This window comes from Pseudomonas paralactis, assembly GCF_001439735.1.
GTDB classification, from domain to species: domain Bacteria; phylum Pseudomonadota; class Gammaproteobacteria; order Pseudomonadales; family Pseudomonadaceae; genus Aquipseudomonas; species Aquipseudomonas paralactis.
This window is the reverse complement of sequence record NZ_JYLN01000007.1, coordinates 226,213-246,783: the sequence shown is the minus strand read 5'-3', so window position 1 is coordinate 246,783 and position 20,571 is coordinate 226,213. Positions and strand designations below refer to the sequence as shown.

Below are 20,571 nucleotides of genomic sequence, written 5' to 3'. Positions count from 1 at the left end.
GATGGAAAACGCGCAAGAAAAATATCGCACTGGCATCCAGGCGAAATCGGTAATACGTGAGAGGCTGTTGCCGTATCGCGCCAGACCTTTATGCGAGCCTCAAGATCCGTGGCGTTGGTCTGTGTGTTTCGATGTATTTGTAACTGCGGCGGGCGGGAAAACAGCACCGGGTTCGCTGCCCTGCGCTATCATCGATAGCTTTCCCGTAGATGATTGACTGCCATGACTGCCCAGACCCTGACCACCGTCCTTGCTACCAGCGACATGCTTGAAATCGACGGCCTGCACGCCTTCGATTTTGAGCTCAATGACGAGAAGTTGCTGATCACCGCCATGGACGGTCGCGCAGAAAAACGCTGGGCGTTCAGCCTGGCCCAGGTGCAGGCCGCGACTTTTGACGAAACCCTGCAAAGCTGGACCCTTACCGGTGAATCGGGCGAGCATCGTCTGATCTGCATGAGCGCTTTCACCGGCAACAATAACGATGAGGATGAAGCCGATGATGATGCGTAAATTCTGGCCCTTGCTAATGGCGGGCAGCGTCGGTGCCATGTCGGTGCAGGCTGCACCGGCTGACACCCATGAACTGCTGGTGGGCAGCTACACTGCCGGTACCAGCGAAGGCATCTACCGCCTGCAATTCGACAGCCGTACCGGCCAGTTCAGCGGCAAGCCGGTGCTGGCGGCCAAGACGGCCAACCCATCGTGGTTGACGGTTTCCAAAGACCAGAAGTACCTGTTTGTGGTCAACGAGAACGGTCCAGGCCAGAAAGACCCGGTTGGTCGTGTCAGCAGTTACAGCATCGACCCGCAAAATCATCAGCTCACCCTGATCAACCAGGTGCAGAGCCTGGGCAACGAACCAACCCATTCCAGCGTCGCCGCCGATGGCCGCCATCTGTTCGTCGCCAATTATTCGGTACTGGAAGACCCGGGTGGCAGCCTGGCGATCTTGCCGGTAGACGGCGAGGGCAAGCTGTCGGCCCCGGTGCAGTTGAGTGGGCATCCGGCCAGCCGCGTGAATCCTGAGCGCCAAACGTCCAATCACGTGCATTCTGTGGTGTCGTCGCCGGATGGCAAGTACGTGTATGTGCAGGACCTGGGCGCTGACAAAGTATTTGTCTACCAGTACGACCCCAAGGCCAATCACGAACTGCCGCTGACGCCCGCCAATCCGGCCTCGGTGCAGCTGCCGCCCGGCAGCGGCCCGCGTCATTTGCTGTTCAGCGCCGACGGCAAGCACGCCTGGCTGACCACCGAGATGAGCGCCCAGGTCGCGGTGTTCGATTACAGCGATGGCAAGCTGACGCAAACTCAGTTGCTGGACTATGCCGCCGGCCAACCGGTGTCCGACAAGGCGGGTGCGGCGCTGCATGTTTCAAGCGATGGCAAGTTCCTCTACGTGAGCAACCGCGGCACGGCCAATCAGTTGCTGGTGTTCAGCATCGACCCGGCCACCGCGCACCTCAAGGAAATCCAGCGTCGCTCGGTCGAAGGTGACCACCCGCGCGAGTTCAGCCTCGATCCGAGCGGCAAGTTCATGCTGATCGCCAACCAGAAAAGCAACGAAATCGTGGTGGTAGAACGCGACCCCAAGACCGGTCTGCTGGGTAAAACCGTGCAGAAATTGCCGATCGATGCCCCCAGCGATCTCAAGTTTCTGGTGCGTCAATAAGCCGCAGGCCCCGCAATGCGGGGCCTGAGCCTTTGTATTAATTGCATTGATAGCAGCTACTGTTTCAAAGCATTTCTAAGGTCAAACCCTCGGGCGTAAGTTTGATTCCAAGGCCTCCACCGGCCACTCAATCAAACGAACACAAGGGTTACCGCCATGAACTTGAATCTCTTCTCCATCATCGCCGCTTCCGCTGTTTCCGCCACCGTAGCATTGCCCGCCGCTGCCAGCGTGGAAGTCACCGGCAAAAAATCCAGCGTCACCGCCTACACCCAGAAATACCTGCAACAGAGTGCCAATTTCTATGCAGCGCTGGATCACAAAACCCAGGGTTGAAGAAGACTAAACTGTGGGAGGAGGCTTGCCCCCGATAAGCATGGGTATCTACACAACTTTTGTAGCCACTGCCGACGCTAACCACGATGCGAAGCGAGCCGCTCTTGATCTGCTCTTGATCTGCTCTTGATCTTAAGCGCCCCGTCAAACCACGCTGGCCGGAATTCGCCATGGATTTGGGGGGTAAACCGGCAGGGATGCCGGTTTAGCCGCCCCGCGCCATGGATGGCGCGTGGCGGCGGCCCCCCAAATCCATGGCGGATTACGGGCACACCGAGCCTAAGCGAGGTGCCGAGTGGTGGGGCAAGAGCGCTTTGGTTACTTTCGCCTGGGCCGGCATTCCGGCTTTTCGAAAGTGACCCGCTGTAAAAGCGGAACCCATATCAGCCGCTACCCAAAAACGGATATGCACTCGATCAAAGTCCAGCATCCTGGTCGGCCCTGAGGCCGCCATCGGGGGCAAGCCCCCTCCCACAGGTCCGGCCGTCGCACCAAAGAGTTGTGTAGATACCTATGCCCCGATGAGGGAGTGTCAGTAAGCACACCTGTGACTGACCCACCTACATCAGTAGCAAGCCCCCCCCACAATTAGTCGAACAAGACTCAGGCTTTTGCCATGACCGCAATAAACAGCGGTGACTCCAGAAACCGTTGAAGCCACGCCTGCAACCGATAATACGGCGTCCCCGCAAACCATTCGCGATCCACATGGGCGAATTGGCGCACGAACGGTACCAGTGCCGCATCTGCCAGGCTCAGGTGATCGGCCAGCAAATACTCCCGCTCTGCCAGCAAGGCCTCCAGCTTGCGCAAGAACACCTCACCCTCGGCCCGGTAAGCCTCCATTGGTTGCTCGGGGAAGCGCTCGGGGTACTTGTATCGATTCAAATGATGTTTGAACACTTGATCATTCTCGGTAATCAGCGCATACACCGTCGGGTCACCTTGCAGCAACCAATCCTCGGGATCGTGCTGCATCAGGGCCCACTGCATGATTTCAAGGCTTTGCTCGATCACACGGCCTTCGACGCTCAACACCGGCACCGTGCCCTTGGGCGACAGCGCCAGCATTTCTGCCGGTTTGGCCTTGAGGCTCACTTCGACAATCTGCACCGGCACGCCTGAATAGCGCAGTGCCAACCGCGCCCGCATCGCATAGGGGCAGCGCCGGAACGAATACAGCAGCGCCTGGCTCACTTGACCTCCAGGGTGCTCAGGCCATTGCCCTGGCGCTTGACCTGGATTTGCACCGGGATGCGTTCGTGCATTTCCTGCACGTGAGAGATCACGGCCACCTTGCGGCCCTGGGCCTGCAAACCATCCAAAGCGTCCATGGCCAATTGCAGGGACTCGGGATCGAGGCTGCCGAAACCTTCGTCGATAAACAGCGACTCGATCTTCAAGGTGCTGGACGCCATGGATGCCAGGCCCAACGCCAGCGCCAACGACACCAGGAAGGTTTCGCCGCCGGACAGGGAATGCACCGAGCGCAATTCGTCACCCATTTCCGTGTCCATCACCAACAGCCCGAGCATACTGCCGCCGCGTTTTAGCCGGTAGCGGCGCACCAGTTGGCGCAACTGCACGTTCGCATGGTGCACCAGCAAATCGAGGTTGTAGGCCTGGGCGATCTTGCGGAAGGTGTCGCCGGTGGCCGAGCCGATCAGCGCATTCAAGCGTGCCCAGCGTTGCCATTCTTCGTAGGCCTTGGCGATCTGTTCGGCCAGGGCCTGGTTGGCGTCCTGGCGGCGTTGATCTTCGGTTTGACGGGCGCGCAGTTCGGCGCAGTGTTTCTCGCCTTCGGCCAGTTGCTGATTGAGCGCCGCCAGGCTGTGGTCCAGTTGATCGGCGTCCAGATTACCGTTGTGCAAGGCCTGATGTTCGGCCAGGCGCTGTTCGCGCTCTTGCAGCAGTACCTTGGCTTGCTCGACAGCTTTTTCGCTGCTGTTCAGGTCCTGGCGTAGCTGCGCGACCTGGCCTTCATCAAAGGCCAGTAGACGTGACAGGCCCTGGTTATCCAGGTCGGGGTGCAGGGCGCGCCATTCGTTGATGCGTGTTTCAAGCGCTTGTTGTTCTGCTTGCAGTGCGTGCTGACGGTCCTGCTGGGCCTTGAGGTCAGCAGCCAGCTGGACCAGGGCCGTGTGCACGGTGTGCAGTTCCTGGTTGGCGTCGGTCTCGCTTTGGCGTGACTGCGCGACGGCCTGCTCCAGCTGCTGCTGCCAGTGTTCGGCGCTGGGGTGGTCACCCAGCAAGGCGCTGAGTTTTTCTTGAACAACCTGTTGTTGCTTAGCTAATTCGCTGGCTTGCAGCGTGAGCGCGTCAAGCTGCTGCTGGCGATGTTGCTGGTGGGTCTGCTGTTTCTCGATGGCCTGCTGGCGCTCCTGCTGCTCGGCCAGTTCATCACGCTGATGGCCCAACTGCTCAAGGCGCTGGCTGACCTGCTGGTCGAGTTGCATGAAGGTCGCCGCAGGCGCACTGCGCAAGCCCTCCAGGGTTTGCGCTGGCAACAAGTTGGCGAAAGTGGCGAGTTCTGCGTCGAGGCGTTCGCGGTCCTTGGCCAATTCCCGTTGCTGGTCCACCAGCAATTGTCGGGCTTGCTGGCTGGCCTCCTGGGCGGCTTGCAACTGCTGCTGAAGGCGCCCGGCGTTTTGTTGCAGGTTGAGCAGGGCACTCTGGCGTTGTTCGTCCTGAGTGAGGCTCTGGGTCAGTTGGGCCAATTGCTGGGCCAGCCAACCGCTGCGTTTGGCGGCGTCCTGGTTGAACAACGAGGCGGACAGCGAATGGGCCTCCAGGCTTTGTGCCAGGCCCTGTTGCTGTATCGCCAGCTGTTCCTGTTGGCGCAGGAACTCCTTTTGTTCGGCGATCAGGCCACCGACTTCACCGCGCAGTTCGTTGAGTTTTTCCTTGAGATCGTCGACCGCCTTCTGCGCCGTGGCTTCTTCGTTTTCGTCGTGGCGACCCAGGCTGTGCAGCAGAGCTTCGGGCTGGTGATACGGATGCTCGTGACTGCCGCACACCGGGCAGGGTTGGTCATCCTGCAATTGCGCCCGCAACTCTTCGACGCTGGCACTGCGGGCCAGGCGCTGACGTTCCAGCAGTTGCTTGGTCACCGTGAGGGTTTGCTCAGCCACGCTGAGTTCGGCCTTGGTTTGCAAACCGCTCTGGTTCAGTCGCTCGCGGCGTTGCGCGGCATCGGCGAGTTGTTGTGTCAGCGCGGCTGTCTGTTGATCCAGTTGCTGCTGGCTGTCCCACAAGCGGGCCAGGTCTTCGAAAGCACGCTGTTGCTTGCGATTATCCTGCAGCAGGCTGGCCAGCAACTGAATTTGCTCGGCCACCGCGTGGGGTTCGGCACCGACTTCCTGATAGAGCAGGTCGAGGGCTTCGCGCTGTTGGGTGAACTGTTCGGCGGCGGCGCTGGCACGCTGTTCAAGTTGCTGCAGCTCGGCCTCGCCCTTGTTGAGACGATTGCCGATCAGCATCAGCTGTTGCAGGCGGTCGCGGTAAGCGTTCCAGGCTTCGCTCAGCGGGGCAAGGGCGGCGCTGTGCTCAAGCTCGGTGGCCAGGCGGTGCAGGCGTTCGGCGACTTGAGTTTGTGTGTCTTGCAAACCCTTGAGCAGAGCCTGGCCTTCGTCGCAGGCGCTTTGCTGTTGCTTTTTCTCTTCGCTGCGCTTGGCCAGCTCCCGGGTCACGTGGGCGAGGGTGTTCTGTTCTTCAACGGCCTGGCGCAGCAGAGGCGCCGCGTCGGCCTGGTTTTTCAGGGCCTCGGCCAGCGCCGCCTGGGCGGCCACTTGCTGTTGTTGCGCCTGGTCCTGGCGGGTATGCAGGGCGACTTGCTGCTCCAGATGTTGCTGAATCTGCGCGGCGATTGGTGTCAACAGCGTGCCGAGTTCTGCCTGGCGCAAGAAATGATGGCGTTGCGGTGCCAATTGCTCCAGGCGACTCAAGTCCTGGCGTTGCGGGCCTTGGCTGTCCCAGTGCTGCTGGGCGTGCTGCCATTGTTCCACGGCGCTGAGCTGGCGCTCTTGCCATTCACGCAACTCTTTAAGCCAGGTGTGCTGCAACTCCAACTGCTTGAGCTGGGCCTGCTGAGTCTTGAGTCGCTGCTGGGCCTCGGCCAACTGTTGATCAAGTTCGGCGCGTGCTTCAGGGGCCAGAGGCACTACGCCGGTGGCCTGGTCTTGCAGCTGTTTGTGGGCGTCTCTGGCGTCCTTGGCCTTGTCGAATGCACGTCGACCCAGTTGGGTGTACAGCGCAGTATCGGTGAGCTTTTCCAGCAGTTCGCTGCGCTCATTGTCATTGGCCTTGAGGAAGGCGCTGAACTCGCTTTGCGCCAACAGGACGGCACGGGTGAACTGCTCGAAGTTCAGACCCAGGGCCAATTCGAGTTGGGTCTTGTATTCGGTTTTCTGGCTGGCCAGCAGTTGGTCGCTGTCCAGGTCGATCAGGCTTTGTCGGCTGTTCTGCAACTTGCCGCTGGCCTTGTCGCGGGCGCGGTTGGCTTCCCAGCGCGCACGGTAACGACGGCCACTGACGCCGACGAAGTCCACCTCGGCATAACCGCCGCCGGTGCCACGCCGAATCAGCGTGCGCGGGTCGCCGATGGAGATATCCGTGTCGGCATCCGGCATCTTGGCCTGGCCGGTATCACCCAGGCGCGGCACGGCGCCAAACAGCGCCAGGCACAGCGCATCGAGCAGGGTACTTTTACCCGCGCCGGTCGGCCCGGTAATGGCGAACAAACCTGCACTGGCCAGCGGCTCGGCGGTAAAGTCGATTTCGAACGGGCCGCCCAGGGAGGCGAGGTTTTTCAGGCGGATAGCGAGGATCTTCATGGCTGTTCGCCCTCCTGTTGCACTTCCTGGAGCAGCACGGCGAAATCCTTCAGGGTTTGCTCATCCACTTCGCTGCCATAGCTGTCCTGCCAGGCGCGGCTGAACAATTCCTGGGGCGTGAGCTGGTCGAGTTCGATCAAGCGCTCATCGTCGCCTTCGCTGTTGCCGCGCTGGCCGGCGTATTCGGCGGCGATGCGCACCAGGCGCACGGCCTTGCCTTGCAGGGCGGTTTCGATCTGTTGGCGCAGGTCCGGTTGCGGCTCGTCGAGGCGCACGCGAACTTCCAGCCAGGGGTGGCGCTGGGTTTCGGCGAGCAGGTCGATGTCGGGCAGCTCACCGAGTTGCTTGAGGATATCGGCCAGGGGCGCGGCATCCAGGCGTTGCAGATTGACGGAGCGGGGAATCAGGATCGGTTCGCAGCCCACCAGCCTTTCGCCCTGGAACGTCACGTCGAGAATCTGGTGCTTGTAGCCGATCTCGGAAAACGACAGCGGAATCGGCGAGCCGCTGTAGCGAATACGCTCTTCGCCATTGACCTGTTGCGGCTTGTGCAAATGGCCGAGGGCAACATAGCCGACGGTTTTATCGAACAGGCTGGCCGGCAGCGCCTCGGCATTGCCGATGATCAGGCTGCGCTCGGAGTCTTCCGATACCGACCCACCGGCCATGTGCGCATGGCTGATGGCGATCAGCGCCTGGCCCTTTTTGCGTTTGGCATTGGCTGCCGCGATCAGCCATTCGTGCACCTGGCCGATACCACGCAAGTAATCATCGCCCAAGTGCGCACCGGTGACTTCCGCCGGGCGTAGAAAAGGCAACGCCAGGCACCAGGCGGCAATCTTGCCTTTGGCATCCGGCAAGGGGATCAGCAGGCGCTCGGCATCCAACTGGCCATCATCGAGCCACAGCACCCGGCCCAGGGCATGGGTGCGCAGGCGGCGCATCAACGGCGCGGGCAGCTCGATACGCGAGCCGGAGTCATGGTTGCCGGCGATCATCACAATCGTCAGCGCCGGGTTTTGTTCGTGGGCGCTGATGATGAAGTCATACAGGCGCTCCTGGGCCTTGAGCGGCGGATTGACCGTGTCGAAGATATCGCCGGCGATCAACAGTGCATCCGGGCGCTGGGCTTTAAGTTGGCCCAGCAGCCATTCCAGGAAACAGGCGTGTTCGAAGTCGCGTTCCTGGCCGTGGAGGTTTTGGCCCAGGTGCCAGTCGGAGGTGTGGAACAGACGCAAGGCGAACTCCGTGGAGAAGATGAAAAAGAGGGGAGTTTACCTGTAAAAGTGCGCGTGGACTTATGGGCGACGCGATGGTTATTTGTAGGAGCGAGCTTGCTCGCGAAAAACGTCAACGATAACGCGTGTTTTCTGAATAAACGCGGCGCCTGCGAGTTTTTCGCGAGCAAGCTCGCTCCTACACAGGGGTTATGGGGCGTTAGTGGGGTTGGGTTGCAGGCAATCCAGCGCACGGTCGGCGAGGGTGCGGGCCATGTCGATCAGGTGAGCGGTGGAACAGGCCATGTCGCGTTGGGCGCCTTTGAGTCCCTCGGCGGTTTCGGTGGCGGTAGTGGCGGCGCAACGCAGCAGCGAGGAGATGCTGGCGATGGCGTCTTCGAAACTCAGGTCTTCGTGGGCGACGAAAATGGGAAAGGGTGGGTCGGGGACGATTTTGCTCATGGGTATAGCTCCTACTCAGTTGGGGCGCCGTCCTATGCCGTTTCCACACGACAAATTAGGTGGCAGCCATACGCGGGGTGGAAACCGGGGAGTAGGACCCAGTCAGACCGAAGTCTGCCCGCGCACAGCCGCCATTGAGCGTTTGCACACGATCATGACGCCTACTCATTCCAGGTTTCCACACCCGATCGCTGATATGCAGCGACGAAGCGAAGGCTAGCCAGTGGGTTGAGCAGGCGCAAGGCCAAAGGATTGTCTAGGAAACGTCCTGCAAATTAAAGGGATATGGATTGCTGGCCTTTAACAATGCATGTCGAACGGACTGTGATGAATGGAACGGCAGGTTGAGTGACGACCACCCAGAAGGTGGATTTTTCAATCAATCCCTGAATGAATCAGAGGCCCACCATGTCATTTTCAGTAAACCCACCTTCCACTAGCGCTTTCACCGCTTTACCCAAGCAACCGGATGCTGACAGTCGCTCAAACCAAGCTAGCCATCGTCAGGCACGAAGCACGCAAACCCAGGCCCGCGCCACAGACCCGCGCCCGTACGCAAGCGTGACTGACCGACAACTAATAGGGCTGATCCGCGACCACTTCCGCGAGTTCGCCGCTGGCGCGACAGACAGCTATGTGAACTTCAATGAGTTGAAAGAAGCCGCTGGCCTGATAGCGACCGACAGGACATTTTCACCAGAGGCACACCACGCGGCCAAGGAGTTACTCACACGGCCAAAATTGCTACGCAAGCTGGATATCGGCATCAACTTCTTCGGTGGTCCCGGCAAGGAGGATGGCCGGTTCGATATGGATAACCTGAACTATCTGTACAAATTCCCCCACCGTGAATGGAAGGTGCCGCGTCGTAATCACTAAGTGCAGGTGGGCGTCCGAGCAGGCGATGCGGATCAACTGTGTGTGGCTTGCCTGCGATGGCGGAGTATCAGCCAGCACATCTGCCGACTGTTACACCGCCATCGCGGCATAGGTATCTACACAATTTTGGTACAGCGCTGAACCTGTGGCGAGGGAGCTTGCTCCCGTGACGGCCTGACAGCCTACGCTTATCTACCTGACGCACCGCAGTCCAAATGTGGGAGCTGGCTTGCCTGTGAAGACGGCCTGACAGTCAACACAGTTGGACCGGGTACATATCCGTTATTTAGGTAACGGCCACTTAGGGTTCCGCCCTGACGGCGGGTCACTTTGGAAAAGAGCCGGAATGCCGGCCCAGCCCAAAGTAACCAAAGGGCTCTTGCCCCACCACTCGGCACCTCGCTTAGGCTCGGTGTGCCCGTAATCCGCCAGTGATTTGGGGGGCCGCCGCCACGCGCCATCCATGGCGCGGGGCGGCTAAACCGGCATCCCTGCCGGTTTACCCCCCAAATCCCTGTCGAATTCCGGCCAGCGTGGTTTAACGGGGCGCCTGAGATCAAAAGCAGATCAAGAGCAGATCAAGAGCGGCTCGCTTCGCATCGTGGTTACCGTTGGGTGCTGCTACAACAACCTACAAAATTGTGTCCATACCTATGGCCATCGCGGGCAAGCCCGCTCCCACAGGGGTTTGTGGTGTTGGTTAAGGCTGGGTTACTTGGGGTAGAGCGGCGGCAAACTGGTGGTATCGGTGGCCGGGTCTTGCTCGCGTTCGGCCACGGGGATCGCCTTGATCGCGCGCCACAGGTCATCCCCCAACCAGTACTGGCCGCTTTCGCTGTACAGCGCGCCATTCAAGCCGTCCAGGGCATCTGACAGCGGCACAAACCGTGCGGCCATGTCGGCCAGGGTTTCGGGTTGTTGTCGCGCCCAGGCGTCGAGGGCCTGGCGGGTAGCATGAGGGTCGTTGGCCTGGGTGGCGCGCTTGAGGTCGTCGAGCAGGGTGCGTGGGCTGGGGCCGGTTTGCGCGGCGCGTTGTACCGCCGGTTGTCGGCGTGCGCGCCACCACAGGCCGAAGCCCAGCAGCGTGGTACAGGCCAACAGCAATGTGCTCAGTTGCCATAGCCACAGGCGCTCATCGTCGGGTGCGGTGATGATGGTCGGCGTGGCGGGGGTGTCTACCACGAGGCTGGGATTGACCGCCACTTGCACAGTACGCGCCGGCAGGCTGGTGCGTTCCAGATGATCTTCGTGGGTGTTCCACCACACCACTTCCACCGGCGGCAGTTCCAGCTCTCCGGCGCGGGTAGGCACCAGGGCTTCGCGGTCTTCACGGCTGCCAATCAGGCCGCGGTCGCTGGTTTGATTGGCCAGTACCGGTTGATCGGGATAGCGGCGCAGACCGTTGACTTCGGGGCTGGGCAACGCCGGCAACTGCGCGCTGGACAGGCCTTCGGCCTGAACGGTGAGGCTGCGGGTCAGGGAGTCGCCGACTTGTACGTGGTCCGGCGTGGGGTTCCAGCCTTCGCTCAGGGTCAGGCTGCGCGCCGGCAGCCAGGGAGCGTCGGCGGGGTAGAGGTCCGGCTTGGGTTTGATCGTCAACGGCAGGGCCGCGGAGCTGACGTGGATCATCTTGCCCGGCTTGGTGCCCTGCAGTGTGTTTTCCTGAGGGGGGCGCGACTCCACCAGGGTGGCGCTGAAGGTCTGCGCCGGAATCACCACCGTGCCGCTGTGCTGCGGGTAAAGGGCGTAGCGGGTCTCGATCACCCCATGGCGGATGCTGTTGATGACCTTCTCATAGGTGCGCGACTCGCCCAGTTGCTCGACGCGCGCATCAGGGATCTGCAAGGGCGTGAGGCTGCTGTCGTCATACAGCGACACCGAGTGGTACACGCGCACGGTCAACAGCGCCTGGGCCTGGACGTACACGGCGGTCTGGTCGAGGTTGGCCTCGATAAATACCGGGGCCAGCTCGGTGCTGGTGTTCTGGCTGGCGGTCTCGACCACTTGCAGGGTGATCGGTTGTGTCTTGAGTGCGCCCACTTGCAACGGCGGGATGACCACGCTGCCGTTTTCCTTGGGCAGCAGGGTGATAATCCAGCGGGTGGTGGCGTGGTTATCGCCGCCCAGGGTGGTGAGTTGGTTGATCTGACGGGTGCCGCTGACTTCGAACTGTGCATCCAGGGGCGACAGGTCCGGCTTGCCGAATTGGGTAACATCGCTGGACTCCACCGTCAGTTCCACAGTTTCCCCGGAATTGAGGCGGTTGCGGTCTACGCTGGCGACCAGGTTCGCCGCCTGGGCGTGGCCTGCCGACAACGCGAGCAGGAGCAAAAGGGTGGTGCGGCGGCTCATCGAGTCGTGTCCTGATGTTGTTGCTGTTCGTACCAGAATTTGCGCCGCAGCAGCTCGCCGGGGTTGTCCGGGATCTCTTGCAGCCATTGCTCCAGCGCCTGTCGGCGCTCGCCTTCAAGGCGCGTGTCGACAGGGCGCAGGGGCGGCGTGGTGGTGTGCTCGTCGCCCAGTTCGCTGCCCGGCACTTCATTGCCGCCTGGCTGTGGCGTGGCGCCGGCCTGAGCCTCATCGTTGCCGGCTTCGCCCTGGCCCTGGGGCGATTGCTCGCCACTCTGGCCCGTTTGCCCGCTGGCACCCGGTTGCGCAGTTTGGCCGGGTTGTGGGCTTTCGTCATCTTCGTTTTTTGCAGGCGTGGCCGGCTCAGGCTCGGCTTGCTCTTGCATCAGGGTTTCAATCAGCGCCTTGTTTTTCAGCGCTGGCTGCAAATCGGGTTGAGCTTCCAGGGCTTGCTCGTAGGCGTCGATCGCGGCTTCGAGTTCACCGGCTTTGGCCAGGGCATTGCCTCGATTGTAGTGGGAATAGGCGTCGTTGCCCTGGGCAAAACGTTTGATCGCCTCGGCGTAATTGCCGGCTTCGTACAGCGCTACCCCTTGCCATTGCGGGTCCTGAAAGTGTTCGGCGGCTTCGGCCGGGCGCTTGTGCTTGAGCAGGTATTGGCCTTGCTGGTCGGGGCGCAGCCACAGGTCCTGAAGGCCATAGGCGTAGCTCGGTTGAGGCGCGCCCAACAGCAGCAATGGCAGGCAGAACAGCCAGCCGCGACGCCCGGCACAAGCGGCCAGCAATAATAGCGGCAACAGCAGCCAGTAACCCTGGTCGGCCCAGGTATCCAGGTGCAGCACCTGGCCGTCGTTGCGCAGGGCTTGTACGCTGTCGAGCATACCGAGCTGGCGCAGATCCTTGTCATCCAGGCGCGCCGCACGGTAGCGGCCGCCCATTTCACTGGCGAAGGCCTTGAGCGTCGGGCTGTCGAGGCGCGGCACCAGGATCGCGCCCTGGTCGTCCTTGAGGAACTCGCCGTTTTCCTGGGTCACCGGTGTGCCTTCGCGGCTGCCAATGCCGAGGATCGACAAGGGCGGTGCCTGGGCACTTTGCAATTGCAGACGGATGCCCTGGCGTTCCTGTTTCGACAGCGACGAGCCGATCAGCAGCAGGCGGCCCTGGCCGAGACCGCCTTGCTTTAGCAGGCCCAGGGCTTTTTCCACGGCCAGATCGGCGCGATGGCCGGGTTCGGGCATGATCGAGGGGCGCAGGGCCTCCAGCAGGTTGCGGCTGGTGGCCAGGTCGTCCGACAGCGGCACCAGCGTATGAGCGCTGCCGGCATAAACGACGATGGCGGTTTGCGCATCGGTGCGAGCCTGCAGCAAGTCATACAGCTTGCGCCGCGCCTGTTCCAGGCGGTTGGGCGGGCTGTCGGTGGCGAGCATTTCCGGGGTCAGCTCCAGCAGCACCACCAACGGGTCGGATGGTTTCTGGCTGGACTGTTCAACCCGTTGCCAACTGGGCCCCAGCAATGCCAGCACAGCCAGCAGCCAGGCAATGCCCAATACCACCCACGGCGCTTTGCTCTCGCGGCCGTTGCCGCCACTGAGCAGCACCGCATGGAAGGCCGGTGGCAGGATCATCTGCCAGCGGCCGGCACGTTTTTGTCGGTGCCACAATTGCCACAGCAACCAGCCGAGCAGCGGCAACAACAACAGCCACCAAGGCCGGAACCAGTGCGGCCACAAGGCGATCATCGACGCCTCCGCAAGCGCAGGCGCTGAAGGCGCTGGCGCCATTCAGGGTGTTGTTGCAGGAAGATCCCTTTGCTCGACAGCTTGTTGAACGCGCGTTGCAAGGCGTTGTTGGGCCAGCGTTCCTGGATCACCAGCAACAGGCTCAGGATCAGCGCCAGCGCCAAGGGCCCGCTGTACAACGCCTGGGCCGGGCGAGCCTGGGTCGGTTGCTGCTCAACGGGCTCAAGGGTGTCGAGGGTCTCTTTGATGTTCAGCAGTTCTTCGCCATCGCGGGCGCGGAAATACTGCCCCCCGGTGGCCTCGGCCAGAGCCTTGAGTGCCGGCTCGTCGAGATCCAGGCTGGGATTCACGCCGAGAATGCCCAGGGAACCGGTTTGCTCAGGGTCGGCGCCGATACCGATGGGGTAGATTTTCACCCCTTCTTCAGCGGCCAGGCGCGCAGCGGTGAGCGGGTCGATCTGCCCGGCATTGTTGGCGCCGTCGGTGACCAGAATCAGCACGCGGCTCTGCGCCGGACGCTGGCGCAGGCGTTTCAACGCCAGTCCAATGGCATCGCCGATGGCGGTGTTCTTGCCGGCAATGCCGATACGCGCTTCATCCAGCCAGGTGCGTACGGTGCGCCGATCAAAGGTCAGCGGTGCCTGCAGGTAGGCTTGGGTACCAAACAGGATCAAGCCCACGCGGTCACCTTGACGTTCTTCAAGAAAGTCCCCGAGCAGGTGTTTGACCAGGGCCAGACGACTCACGTCTTCGTCTTGCCAGTGCATGTCGGGGAAATCCATGGAGCCGGACACGTCCACCGCCACCAGCAAATCCCGGCCACTGGCCGCAATCGGCAAGGGTTCGCCCAGCCATTGCGGGCGCGCAGCGGCAGTCAGCAGCAACAGCCACAACACCACGAAGGGCGCCTGCTGACGCCAGCCGGGCAGGTTGGCCCGGGCGCGGCGGCGGGCCAGGCTTTCGAGGTCACTGAGGTAGCTGACTTTCAACGCGGGCTCGCCGCTGTCGGCTACCGGCAGGATCAAGCGCATCAACCAGGGCAATGGCAACAAGGCGAAGATCCACGGCCAGGCGAACTCAAACATGTTTGCGGATCCAGGTGTCGACAGCTTGAGTCAGGCCGGCGATGGCTTTGTCATCGAGTTTGCATTCGGGCTTGTAGGCGCCTTCCACCAGCACCATCCAGCGGGTCAGGCCGGCAGCCGGGCAGCGGTTGTCGAGGAAGGCCAGCCATTTGCGGCCGTTGAGGGTATGGCTCTGGCTGTACGGGTAGTCGTTACGGCACAGGCGCTTGAGCAGGCCGTTGAGTTGTTGCAGCCAGGCGCCGGCGGGTGCGCCGTCGTAGGGCTTGGGCATCAAGGCCAGTTCGGCCAGGGCGGCGATGCGCAGCGGGTCCAGTGGTTGTTCTGCGCGGGCCACGGGGCGGCGCACCGGCAGGAAGCGGCGCAGCCTCCACAGGCCCCAGCCGAGCAGTGGGATCACCAGCAGCAACAGCCACCAGCCGGGAGCAGGGGGCCAGAAGCCGATGGCTGGGGGGGCGATCAACGGTTGCAGTTGGTCCAGGCTGCTCATTGTTTTTTAACCGGCCGTTGCGGGTTGAGGTACTCGCGCAGTTGCTCAACCATTTCACTCTGGGTGCTCAGGGGCATCAACAACACCCGCAGCTTCTGCGCCAGCCGTTCCCAGCGGGCGATGCGCGCTTCGGCCTGGGCTTTGTAGGCCTGGCGCAAATCAATGTTAAGGGTATCCAGCTCCAGCTGTGCGCCGCGCTCTGCGAAGCGCAGTAACCCGGCGGCGGGCAGGGCGTGATCGAGCGGGTCGGAAATGGGCAACAGCAACAGGTCGCAATGTCGCGACAGCAGGCTCAGCTGTTGCTCGGCGCTGTCAGTCAGCGCTCGTTCATCGCAGATCACAATTCCCAGGCTGCCCGGGCGTAACACTTCACGGCCACGGCGCAAGGCCATGCCCAGAGCGTCGGCTTCGGGGCGGCTTTCGGTGTTCAGGCTCTGATTGACCCGCACAAGGCGGTTAAGCAGCTGCAACAGGCTTTGTTTGCTGCGCCGGGGCTTGATTTCGTAGTGCTCGCTGTCGCCGAACACCAGCCCGCCGACCCGGTCGTTATGCCCCAGCGCCGCCCAGCCGATCAGGCTGGCGGCTTGTGCGGCCAGCACCGACTTGAACATCTGCCCCGAGCCAAAGAACAACCGGCAGCTTTGCTCCACCATGATAAAGATCGGCCGTTCGCGTTCTTCGTGGAACAACTTGGTGTGCGGCTCCTGGGTGCGCGCCGTCACGCGCCAGTCAATGGTGCGCACGTCGTCGCCGGCCTGGTAGACCCGCACCTGATCGAAGTCCACACCGCGCCCGCGCAGCTTGGAGTGGTGCAGACCGATCAACGGGCTGCGCTGGCCGGGCGTGGAAAACAGCTGCACTTCGCGCACGTGGTGACGCATCTCAATCAATTCACTGAGGGTTACGCGTATGCCATCGCTTGCGTTCATCGGCTTCAAGCGACGGCAACAACGTCAAGAATGCGTTGTACCACGCGGTCCTGGTCTATCCCGGCCGCTTCGGCTTCGAACGACAGGATGATGCGGTGGCGCAGCACGTCGAACAAGACTGCCTGGATATCTTCCGGGCTGACAAAATCGCGACCGGCCAACCAGGCATGGGCCCGGGCACAACGGTCCAGGGCGATGGAGCCACGGGGGCTGGCGCCGTAGGCGATCCACTCGGCCATTTCCGGGTCGAATTTGGACGGGGTGCGCGTGGCCATGACCAATTGCACCAGGTATTCCTCTACCGCATCGGCCATGTACAGGCCCAGGATTTCCTTGCGGGCGGCAAAGATCGCCTGTTGGCTGACGCGCCGCTCGGGTTTGGTTTCGCCATTGAGCGCTTCGCCGCGCGCCTGTTGCAGGATGCGCCGTTCAACGGCGGCGTCCGGGAAGCCGATCTTGACGTGCATGAGGAAGCGGTCTAGCTGAGCTTCGGGCAGCGGGTAGGTGCCTTCCTGTTCGATGGGGTTCTGCGTGGCCATCACCAGAAACAGCGGCGACAGCTCGTAAGTGCTGCGGCCCACGCTGACCTGGCGCTCAGCCATCGCTTCAAGCAAGGCCGACTGGACCTTGGCCGGGGCGCGGTTGATTTCGTCGGCGAGCACCAGGTTGTGAAAGATCGGCCCCTGCTGGAACACGAAGCTGCCGGTTTCCGGGCGATAGATTTCGGTGCCGGTGATGTCGGCGGGCAGCAGGTCAGGGGTGAACTGGATACGATGGAACTGCGCTTCGATGCCTTCGGCCAACTCCTTGATCGCTTTGGTCTTGGCCAGCCCCGGCGCACCTTCGACCAGCATATGGCCGTCGGCGAGCAGGGCGATCAGCAGGCGATCGATGAGTTTTTCCTGGCCGAGAATCTGCGTAGAAAGAAAGGTTCGCAGCGCAAGCAGCGCTTCACGATGTTCCATCGATGACGGTTCCTGGAAAGATGAGCCTGAGGGTCGAGCGCGAGCGTCAGGCTTGGGAGGCTTACTTTAATGCATCGAAGGGGGTGGCGACTAACGGCGTCACGTGTATTTTCAGAAAAACTTGTAGGGTTTTGGTGTGGGAATACGGTCAGTGTGGGAGGGGGGTTGCCCCCGATGCCCGTGTGTCAGGCACAGGTGTATTAACTGACCCACCGCTATCGGGGGCAAGCCCCCTCTTATCAAACTTCAAATAAGCTACTGATTTTAAAGGTTTAAAATTTAGCCTTAACGCTGGATATTTTGGAGGCGGCCCAGGTTGCTGCGCGACGGCGCCACCTCGACGATGTGACCGGGTTGTTGGGGCGAGTACATATCCGTTGCTTAGGTAACGGCCGCTATAGGTTCCGCCCTTACGGCGGCTCACTTTGCAAAAGCGGCAAAGTAAGCAAAACGCTCTTGCCCCACCACTCGGCACCTCGCCTAGGCTCGGTGTACCCGTAATCCGACATGGATTTGGGGGGCCGCCGCCACGCGCCATCCATGGCGCGGGGCGGCTAAACCGGCATCCCTGCCGGTTTACCCCCCAAATCCCTGTCGAATTCCGGCCAGCGTGGTTTAACGGGGCGCCTAAGATCAAAAACACAGCGAGGCGGCCTTATAGCCGACCTGATCGTTGAAGCTTGCGCGTACCCCTGTGGGAGCGGGCCCGCGAAGGTCGCTAACGATGATGCGGGAAACCAGAAAGAACGCGGGGTTCTCAGGTTTTTCGCGAGCAAGCTCGCTCCTACAGAAAAGCACAAGCGCCGCCAGCGTATCTGCGATGCGCAGCGAGTCGCTTTTGATCTTGATCTCAGGCGCCCCGTTAAACCACGCTGGCCGGAGAGAGGGCACACCGAGTCTAGGCGAGGTGCCGAGTGGTGGGGCAAGAGCATTTTGCTTACTTTTGCGCTTTTCAAAAGTGAGCCGCTGTAAGAGCGGAACCTATAGTGGCCGTTACCTAAACAACGGATATGTACCCAGGACGAAAACCAACATCCTGCTCGGCTGTCAGGCCGCCACGGGAGCAAGCTCCCTGGTTTGCTGCGCGACAGCGTCACATCGAAGATGTGGTGGGGACTCCCACATTTGAACCAGGGTGCAGCTTAAATCCGGATGAACGTGCCAGTGCCTGCGAGGATGATCTGCAAGGTTTCCTCCACTTCGGCCAGGTCGGATGCGGCCGTGGCGTGGGTGATCTCCAGGTGATCCTTGCCACCCAATGCATCGGCATCACCCGCTGCAAGTTCGACCAGCAAGGTAGTGGCACTCAAGGTCACTTTCAGCCCATCCAGCGTCGACGGCTCGTAATCCCAGGTCAGTTCCACTTCTTCTTCATCCGGGTAACGGCTCAACATGAACATTTCGCCGTTCTTGCCGTGGCAGCACAGCATGGCCATGTTGTCTTCTTCGTCGTCGCAGGGCGTGGCCATCAGTGCATCGGTGTTCAACTTCATGACAAAACCTATGGTAATACGAGGGGGTGTGGCCGCAATCTTGCCATTATGCCGTTTTTTACGGTCGGGTACAGATGACGCTAATGCAGCCATGCAGGGCGCCACCTATGATAAACGCAGGGTTAAGTGGGCGGATTAATCTGCGGAACGATCTTGGGCAGAATCTTCCCCTCTATAGGCGGCTTTACCACGGGGGCAAGCACTCTTGAACCCGCTTCTTTGCTCGCTATCTGCAGCGCATTGAAAGCGCCAAAAGTAATGCGGTCAACTGCACCCGGCCGTCCCTTTCGGTAATCATCAATACCCAAACCGATTTCTGTGGCGGCGATGCCAAGATCAAATAGCAAGACTGCGATACCAATCTCCGGCACCGCCAGCGCTACCGGGGCAAGTATCACCAAGGACTTGCTGGCGCTCTTTAATTCGGCGAGCACGTTCTTTTTCTTCCAGTCATCATTGCTGACATAGGTCGAATCAGTGTTGTTATAGGTATATTGCTCCACACGGGCCTGCATGCTTTTGAACGGGTCTGCTTCGATGGGTTTTCCGCCGAAAGGCCTATCCTCCAACCAGTTAGTGTGATGTTTTGCATGTTGCCCGGTTTTTTCAAGGTGCACATCAATTCCAGCCTCCCATACGCTGTCTGCGCGGTCGCCCAGCTTGAAATATTCGACGAATTGTTTGCGTTTTGTTTCGTCCGTCATTTGTTCGGTCAACCACTTGCGCATCAGGGTAGGGTTGTCGAACTCATGGATGGGAGATGAATTGCCTGTCATGTAGAGCAGGGTTTTTTGGGTGGTTTTATCGATGGCATAAAAAATGCCCGACGCTACCCGCCCTTCAAACGTAAGTTCTTTTAGTTCCAGATTGGGATCGTGGGTATAGGCCGCTTGGAAGTCTTTGGCCGTCAATGAGTCAAGTGGCTTTTGCGCACTGATGCCCGCCAGCCGCATCGCCAGGTCACGGCCCTCTGGGCTTAGGGTATTTTCCTTGAATTGTTTATGCGCGGCAGTCACAAAAGACATCTTGGACAACGTGCTGTACTTGTCTCGGTATTCGTTCCAGAAGTTATTTAGCTCAGCTTTATGTGTTTTGCTGAAACTGGTATCCCATACGTAGGCACGGAATGATTTTGGCGTGATGGGGGCTTGGTTGGACGCGTCGTAGCGTTCCTTTGCAGGGGGGGCGAAGTAAATCCCTTCGTACTGTTGGGTTTTCAGTGCAGTTGGGCTGTTTTGGTAGCCATGGCGGCCAGAGCTGCGGTGATACCCGATCGTCAGGTGATCCACGATCTCAATGGGCGGGGGGGACTGTTGATGTTGATTGAAAGAGACCTTGGGCAGTTTGTCATGGCCAGGGGTGTCTTGAATATTTTTGATAGCAGCATCCGTCAAGGATATTTTGCTGATAATTCGGCCGGGGTAGGGCGGTGTGTGACCCCTCACGTTGTAGACGAATGTCATCAGGTACGTTTTATCCGGGTCGATATCCAGCCCATGATGTTCTTTATAGTGAGCTTTTATCTGATTCCGGGTGCTCTCTCTCATTTCGGGTGTAGCAACGTAGTTCATCGTTGAATAATCTTTTATTCCGGCGTTGAGCTGAACTGATCGGTCATGCGCCAAAAAGACTTTAAGGTGTGCGGGGATATGGGCATCCTTCCACGCGTCGGATTTACCAAAGCTGGACGCTTTCCACTTTTGGTATTGGGCCGCCCCACGAGGGTTGTCGAGCCCGTCAGGCGTTGCAGAGGGTGCAACGCCTGACGGGCCAGCGTTTGATTCGGGGTGGGCAGGGTCATCAATCGCTGGAGCCTTCGGTGGGGCGATGGGAGCAGTGGGGCCGTCGACCGGCACATACGCCGAAGCATTTATGTGCTTATAAGAGATATTCGCAATTACGTTGTTCATACTCAAAGCTCACCTCAACTAACGAGTGGGCCGTCCTTGGGGTGTTGTTCAATCAACGCGATGTGCATCGACTAACAACTGATTGGTCAAACCCGGCGACTTGAATCCATTTTAAGATTCTATGAATTCGGTTGATAAAACCTATTGGCGCGCTTGCCGAGCCTGGGAAAGCGAGCTGCTTCAGGTTTGCCTGCGCTTGACCGAATATGTCGC

16 protein-coding genes are annotated in these 20,571 nt (G+C 60.4%); 4 read left to right on the top strand and 12 right to left on the bottom strand.

All coding sequences use genetic code 11. The features are described from left to right. The first annotated feature begins 222 nt into the window (after positions 1–222). The 3 genes from TX23_RS19010 (at position 223) to TX23_RS19000 (ending at position 2,011) form a co-directional block, all read left to right on the top strand. The gene (locus TX23_RS19010) at positions 223–513 is read left to right on the top strand and encodes a DUF5629 family protein (RefSeq protein ID WP_057703525.1); all 291 of its coding nucleotides are present in this window, start codon (positions 223–225) and stop codon (positions 511–513) included. Further along, positions 500–1,675: a lactonase family protein gene (locus TX23_RS19005; protein ID WP_057703524.1), complete on the top strand. Its 1,176-nt coding sequence runs from the start codon at positions 500–502 to the stop codon at positions 1,673–1,675. Before TX23_RS19010 ends, TX23_RS19005 begins: the two co-directional genes overlap by 14 nt. A 156-nt stretch (positions 1,676–1,831) precedes the next feature. Beyond that, entirely contained in the window at positions 1,832–2,011 is a 180-nt protein-coding gene (locus TX23_RS19000) for a hypothetical protein (RefSeq protein WP_057703523.1), read from the top strand. A 603-nt stretch (positions 2,012–2,614) separates the two neighbouring features. On the opposite strand, the gene TX23_RS18995 is transcribed toward TX23_RS19000, so the two are convergent. The 4 genes from TX23_RS18995 to TX23_RS18980 form a co-directional block, all read right to left on the bottom strand. After that, positions 2,615–3,208 carry a glutathione S-transferase gene (locus tag TX23_RS18995; protein ID WP_057703522.1) on the bottom strand — a complete coding sequence of 198 codons (594 nt, stop codon included), beginning with the start codon at positions 3,206–3,208 and terminating at the stop codon, positions 2,615–2,617. Further along, entirely contained in the window at positions 3,205–6,843 is a 3,639-nt protein-coding gene (locus TX23_RS18990) for an AAA family ATPase (RefSeq protein WP_057703521.1), read from the bottom strand. The genes TX23_RS18995 and TX23_RS18990 overlap by 4 nt, the downstream gene beginning before the upstream one ends. Beyond that, entirely contained in the window at positions 6,840–8,081 is a 1,242-nt protein-coding gene (locus tag TX23_RS18985) for an exonuclease SbcCD subunit D C-terminal domain-containing protein (protein ID WP_057703520.1), read from the bottom strand. Before TX23_RS18985 ends, TX23_RS18990 begins: the two co-directional genes overlap by 4 nt. 189 nt (positions 8,082–8,270) lie before the next feature. Beyond that, a complete protein-coding gene (locus tag TX23_RS18980) occupies positions 8,271–8,522 on the bottom strand; it encodes a DUF6124 family protein (RefSeq protein WP_057703519.1) in 252 nt (83 codons plus the stop codon). Positions 8,523–8,930: 408 nt separating this feature from the next. Here TX23_RS18980 and TX23_RS28250 point away from each other — a divergent pair, with 408 nt between their 5' ends. Continuing rightward, positions 8,931–9,401 carry a hypothetical protein gene (locus tag TX23_RS28250; protein WP_209445924.1) on the top strand — a complete coding sequence of 157 codons (471 nt, stop codon included), beginning with the start codon at positions 8,931–8,933 and terminating at the stop codon, positions 9,399–9,401. A 711-nt stretch (positions 9,402–10,112) separates the two neighbouring features. On the opposite strand, the gene TX23_RS18970 is transcribed toward TX23_RS28250, so the two are convergent. From TX23_RS18970 to TX23_RS18930, 8 genes are all read right to left on the bottom strand, one after another. After that, positions 10,113–11,753, bottom strand: a complete 1,641-nt coding sequence (locus TX23_RS18970; protein WP_057703518.1) for a BatD family protein — start codon at positions 11,751–11,753, stop codon at positions 10,113–10,115. Beyond that, positions 11,750–13,489, bottom strand: a complete 1,740-nt coding sequence (locus tag TX23_RS18965; protein WP_057703517.1) for a tetratricopeptide repeat protein — start codon at positions 13,487–13,489, stop codon at positions 11,750–11,752. Before TX23_RS18965 ends, TX23_RS18970 begins: the two co-directional genes overlap by 4 nt. After that, a complete protein-coding gene (locus TX23_RS18960; protein WP_057703516.1) occupies positions 13,486–14,574 on the bottom strand; it encodes a vWA domain-containing protein in 1,089 nt (362 codons plus the stop codon). Before TX23_RS18960 ends, TX23_RS18965 begins: the two co-directional genes overlap by 4 nt. Beyond that, positions 14,567–15,061 carry a DUF4381 domain-containing protein gene (locus TX23_RS18955; RefSeq protein ID WP_057703515.1) on the bottom strand — a complete coding sequence of 165 codons (495 nt, stop codon included), beginning with the start codon at positions 15,059–15,061 and terminating at the stop codon, positions 14,567–14,569. Before TX23_RS18955 ends, TX23_RS18960 begins: the two co-directional genes overlap by 8 nt. Next, positions 15,058–15,990 (bottom strand): DUF58 domain-containing protein, encoded by a 933-nt coding sequence (locus TX23_RS18950; RefSeq protein ID WP_005787858.1) that lies wholly within the window; start codon positions 15,988–15,990, stop codon positions 15,058–15,060. The genes TX23_RS18955 and TX23_RS18950 overlap by 4 nt, the downstream gene beginning before the upstream one ends. 5 nt (positions 15,991–15,995) lie before the next feature. Continuing rightward, the gene (locus TX23_RS18945; protein ID WP_005787860.1) at positions 15,996–16,955 is read right to left on the bottom strand and encodes an AAA family ATPase; all 960 of its coding nucleotides are present in this window, start codon (positions 16,953–16,955) and stop codon (positions 15,996–15,998) included. Positions 16,956–18,097: 1,142 nt separating this feature from the next. Then, positions 18,098–18,448 (bottom strand): hypothetical protein, encoded by a 351-nt coding sequence (locus TX23_RS18935; RefSeq protein ID WP_057703513.1) that lies wholly within the window; start codon positions 18,446–18,448, stop codon positions 18,098–18,100. A gap of 122 nt (positions 18,449–18,570) precedes the next feature. Beyond that, the gene (locus tag TX23_RS18930; protein WP_057703512.1) at positions 18,571–20,358 is read right to left on the bottom strand and encodes a dermonecrotic toxin domain-containing protein; all 1,788 of its coding nucleotides are present in this window, start codon (positions 20,356–20,358) and stop codon (positions 18,571–18,573) included. Positions 20,359–20,571 lie beyond the last annotated feature (213 nt).